The following is a 5,427-nucleotide window of genomic DNA, read 5'->3' as shown; positions in this document are numbered from 1 at the left end:
AGTAAAAAAGAGAAGCACTCCTTAAAAGAGGAGAACTTCTCTAACGAAATTTAATTGAATCAATCAAAAATGGCGGCGACCTACTCTACCTCATCAGAAGTACCATCGGCGCGGAGGGACTTAACTGCTCTGTGCGGAATGGAAAAGAGGTGGAACACCCCCGCTATAACCGCCTGAATAATTTAATAACATGATGGACATAAATTGTATAAATCACACTTCCTCCCTAAAAAAGACTAAAAGAATCATACAAACACAGGAAAGCTTCGGGCTATTAGTAATGCTCGGCTGAAGATGTCTCCATCCATACACCTGCATCCTATCAACGTCATCGTCTTTGACGACCCTAAAAACTAGGAAATCTAATCTGGTGGAGGGCTTCGGGCTTAGATGCTTTCAGCACTTATCCCTAACAGACGCGGATACCCGGCAATGCGCCTGGCGGCACAACCGGTAAACCGGAGGTCTGACCGTCACGGTCCTCTCGTACTAGTGACAGTACCACGCAAATTTCCAACGCCCGCGATAGATAGAGACCGAACTGTCTCACGACGTTCTGAACCCAGCTCGCGTGCCACTTTAATGGGCGAACAGCCCAACCCTTGGGACCTACTCCAGCCCCAGGATGTGACGAGCCGACATCGAGGTGCCAAACCACTCCGTCGATTTGAGCTCTTGGGAGGGATCAGCCTGTTATCCCCGGAGTACCTTTTATCCTTTGAGCGATGTCCCTTCCATGCGGAAACACCGGATCACTATGCTCTAGTTTCCTACCTGATCGACTTGTGGGTCTCACAGTCAAGCACCCTTAGGCCATTACACTATATATCCGATTACCAAACGGATAGAGGGTACCTTTAGAAGCCTCCGTTACGCTTTAGGAGGCGACCACCCCAGTCAAACTACCCACCAATCAATGTCCTCCTATACAGGAGTTAGTATACAGACATGAAAAGGGTCGTATTTCAACGACGACTCGACTTGAACTGGCGTACAAGCGTCTTAGTCTCCGACCTATCCTACACAATACAGGCCCACATACAATGATAAGATATAGTAAAGGTTCACGGGGTCTTTTCGTCCCATCGCGGGGAATCGGCATCTTCACCGATACTACAATTTCACTGAATTCACGGTTGAGACAGCGTCCAGATCATTACACCATTCGTGCAGGTCGGAACTTACCCGACAAGGAATTTCGCTACCTTAGGACCGTTATAGTTACGGCCGCCGTTTACCGGGGCTTCAATTCAAACCTTCTCTCTTTGGATGAGCTCTCCTCTTAACCTTCCGGCACCGGGCAGGTGTCAGGCTGTATACGGAGTCTTACGACTTGGCACAGCCCTGTGTTTTTGGTAAACAGTTGCCTGGACTCTTGCACTGCGCCCGCTTATCACTAAGACGGGACCCTTTTTCCCGAAGTTACAGGGACAATTTGCCTAGTTCCTTAACCGTGAGTCGTTCATGCGCCTGAGTATGCTCTACGCGACTACGTGTGTCCGTTTAAGGTACGGGTGTTCTCAAAAAATTGCTTAGCGGATTTTCTTGGCAGTAAGATTACGTGCAATTTCATCGCTTCCATAAGAAAACAACGTACTATCGAGATTCACATCAGTCTGCGGATTTGCCTACAGACTTCTACTGCTAAACTCTTCAACCGTCTTTTCCGTCAGACGGCTGCACTGTCACGCCTGCGTCTACGCATCGCTTCTTGAAAACAGTAACGGAATATTAACCGTTTATACCATCGGTGACGCCTTTAGGCTGAACCTTAGGAACCGACTAAACCTGATCCGATTGACGTTGATCAGGAAACCTGAGTCTTACGGCGAGGAGGATTTTTACCCCCTTTAACGTTACTTATACCTACATTTGCTTTTCCATGCGCTCCAGAGAAAGTCATCTCTCTCATTCAACGCACATGGAATGCTCCCCTACCAATCGTATATAACGATTCCATGTCTTCGGTAGATCGCTTAATACCCGAGTATTATCCATGCAACATTCCTCGACTAGGGAGCTGTTACGCACTCTTTAAATGAATGGCTGCTTCCAAGCCAACATACTAGCTGTCAAGGGAATGATACCGCGTTAGATTAACTTAGCGATCATTGGGGGACCTTAGACGATGGTCTGGATTGTTCTCCTCTCGGACACGGACCTTAGAACCCGTGCCCTCACTCAAAGTATAAACTTTCATGCGCATTCGGAGTTTGCAAAGTCTTGACAGGTGGTGAAACCCTCGCAACTTAACAGTGGCTCTACCTCGCAAAAGCAATACTGAGGCTGCACCTAAATGCATTTCGGGGAGTACGAGCTATCTCCAAGTTTGATTGGCCTTTCACTCCTACCCTCACCTCATCCAGAAGCTTTTCAACGCTTATTGGTGCGGTCCTCCATACAGTGTTACCCGTATTTCAACCTGGACAAGGGTAGATCACTTGGTTTCGCGTCTAACAGTACCGACATCTTCTTAAAAAAAAAGAATTCTCGCCCGTAGAAGACTCGCTTTCGCTAGGGATACGTACGTCATCGTACTTAACCGAGCCGGAACTGGTAACTCGTAGGTTCATTATGCAAAAGGCACGCCGTCACACCTATTGGGTGCTCCGACAGCTTGTAGGCGCATGGGTTCAGGAACTCTTTCACTCTTCGACTAGAAGTGCTTTTCACCTTTCCCTCACGGTACTGGTTCACTATCGGTCTCTTGGGAGTATTTAGCCTTGCCGGATGGTCCCGGCGGATTCTCGCAGATTTTCACGTGATCCGCGATACTTAGGATGACACTTGGCCGTCTCAAAATTCGTTTAAGGGGTTATCACCCGCTATGACTACGATTTCCAGCGTATTCAACTCTTAAGTAAACGTACCATTTATCGTGCTCCTACAACCCCTCCTGTGCCGAAACACAAAAGGTTTGGGCTATTCCCGCTTCGCTCGCCACTACTAAGGGAATCACGTTTGTTTTATTTTCCTGCAGGTAATAAGATGTTTCAGTTCCCTGCGTTTGCCTCTGTCAAATGACAGATGCCACCCCTTCAAGGTGGCGGGTTGTCCCATTCGGAGATCTTCGGATCAAAGGCTAGTGCGCCTCCCCGAAGCTTTTCGCAGCTTATCACGTCCTTCATCGCCTCCAAGAGCCTAGGCATCCACCATGCGCCCTTTTATACTTTCCTGCAATCGCTTTACTCCTGAAAATAACAAGAGAAAGAAATATGCATCATTCCATCAGCCACATAGGCTGAAGGATTTTTATATTAACTTATGGTCCATCATGTCATAGAACGAAATAGAAATAGATTGAAACTATACAACCTAATCCAATTTGTGGAGAATAACGGATTCGAACCGTTGACCCTCTGCTTGCAAAGCAGATGCTCTAGCCAGCTGAGCTAATCCCCCCGAAAACCGGCAATATATAGACAACACACACAGGCCGTAGTCCCAGGCAGAGTTGAACTGCCGACCTCTACATTATCAGTGTAGCGCTCTAACCAACTGAGCTATAGGACTGAAAAAGCATCAAACTCTAAACCCGAAACAAAAGAAGATTCATTCTCCCTCTGAAAGCATGAAAAAAAATCATGCTAACGTATAGAATAAACAGACAAACAGATACAAGCAAAACATCCATAAAAAAAAGACAACACCATATTACTCTCACTGAACTCCAGAAAGGAGGTGTTCCAGCCGCACCTTCCGGTACGGCTACCTTGTTACGACTTAGCCCCAATCACCAGATTTACCCTGGAACGATACTTGCGATAACGTGCTTCAGGTACCCCCGGCTTTCATGGCTTGACGGGCGGTGTGTACAAGGCCCGGGAACGTATTCACCGCGCCATGGCTGATGCGCGATTACTAGCGAATCCAGCTTCGTGGAGTCGGGTTGCAGACTCCAGTCCGAACTGGGAGGGGTTTTGAGGATTGGCACTCCGTCGCCGGATAGCGACCCACTGTACCCCCCATTGTAACACGTGTGTAGCCCCGAACGTAAGGGCCGTGCTGATTTGACGTCATCCCCACCTTCCTCACATCTTACGATGGCAGTACCAACAGAGTACACGACTAATTTCGTTTGTAACTGATGGAAAGGGTTGCGCTCGTTATGGCACTTGAGCCGACACCTCACGGCACGAGCTGACGACAACCATGCAGCACCTTCATACCTGCTCTTTACAAGACGATGATCTTTCAAACACCTACAGGTACAATTCAAGCCCGGGTAAGGTTCCGCGCGTATCATCGAATTAAACCACATGTTCCTCCGCTTGTGCGGGCCCCCGTCAATTCCTTTGAGTTTCACCGTTGCCGGCGTACTCCCCAGGTGGAATGCTTAACGCTTTCGCTTGGACGCTGACAGTATATCGACAACGTCGAGCATTCATCGTTTACTGTGCGGACTACCAGGGTATCTAATCCTGTTTGATTCCCGCACCTTCGAGCATCAATGTCAGTGGCGCTATGGTACAATGCCTACGCTTTCGGAGTTCTTCGTGATATCTATGCATTTCACCGCTACACCACGAATTCCATGTACCCACACCGCACTCAAGTCTTACAGTTTCAACTGATAATAAGGGTTGAGCCCATACATTTGACAGCTGACTTAAAAAACCATCTACGCTCCCTTTAAACCCAATAAATCCGGATAACGCTCGCATCCTCCGTATTACCGCGGCTGCTGGCACGGAGTTAGCCGATGCTTATTCCTGAGATAACTGCAATATGGCATAAATGCCACACTTTAATCGCACAGAAAAGAAGTTTACAATCAAAAAAACCGTCATCCTTCACGCTACATGGCTGGTTCAGGCTTGCGCCCATTGACCAATATTCCTCACTGCTGCCTCCCGTAGGAGTCTGGTCCGTATCTCAGTACCAGTGTGGGGGATATTCCTCTCAGAACCCCTATCCATCATCGGCTAGGTGGCCTGTTAAACCACCTACTACCTAATGGAACGCATCCCCATCCTCTACCGAAACGATGTCCTTTTATCATTCTAACAGGAGAGAGAATGACGATATCAAGGATTAATCTCCCTTTCGGAAGCCTATACTTGAGTGGAGGGTAGGTTGGATACGCGTTACTCACCCGTGCGCCGGTCGCCATCAATGTATTACTACATCATGATGCCCCACGACTTGCATGTGTTAAGCCTGTAGCTAGCGTTCATCCTGAGCCAGGATCAAACTCTTCTTTGGAAAAATATAATGAATACCTAATTCCGAAATATTACGGAATAGGAAATTTTACTTCTGAAACAGGAGTCGAATATATGTGATTATCCAACTTTATGTAATGTCCATGCCTACTTCAAAAAAAAGAAGAAGGCAAACGCTTGTACTGCTTGCTGTTTACATCATATCATAGAACACACGCCTTGACCTTCATAAGGAAAGCGGATGCAAAAGTAATAATTCACT

At 47.4% G+C, this 5,427-nt stretch carries 2 tRNA genes and 3 rRNA genes; all 5 read right to left on the bottom strand.

The window, feature by feature from the left end:
• Window positions 1-67: 67 nt before the first annotated feature.
• The 5 genes from rrf to BN102_RS10395 all read right to left on the bottom strand — a co-directional run bounded on the left by rrf (window position 68) and on the right by BN102_RS10395 (window position 5,205).
• Window positions 68-177: ribosomal RNA gene (gene rrf, locus BN102_RS10415) — 5S ribosomal RNA — on the bottom strand.
• A 77-nt stretch (window positions 178-254) separates the two neighbouring features.
• Window positions 255-3,177, bottom strand: a 23S ribosomal RNA gene (locus BN102_RS10410).
• Between the two features lie 151 nt (window positions 3,178-3,328).
• Window positions 3,329-3,402: transfer RNA gene (locus BN102_RS10405), tRNA-Ala, on the bottom strand.
• A gap of 37 nt (window positions 3,403-3,439) precedes the next feature.
• A tRNA-Ile gene (locus tag BN102_RS10400) sits at window positions 3,440-3,513 on the bottom strand.
• A gap of 161 nt (window positions 3,514-3,674) precedes the next feature.
• Window positions 3,675-5,205, bottom strand: a 16S ribosomal RNA gene (locus BN102_RS10395).
• The 16S, 23S and 5S rRNA genes sit together here with 2 tRNA genes alongside, the layout of an rRNA operon.
• Between the last annotated feature and the right edge of the window lie 222 nt (window positions 5,206-5,427).

The sequence above is a fragment of the Phocaeicola abscessus CCUG 55929 genome (genome assembly GCF_000312445.1).
In the GTDB taxonomy this organism is placed as follows: domain Bacteria; phylum Bacteroidota; class Bacteroidia; order Bacteroidales; family Bacteroidaceae; genus Phocaeicola; species Phocaeicola abscessus.
The sequence above is the reverse complement of the archived record's forward strand: the minus strand, read 5'-3'. Positions and strand labels throughout refer to the sequence as shown.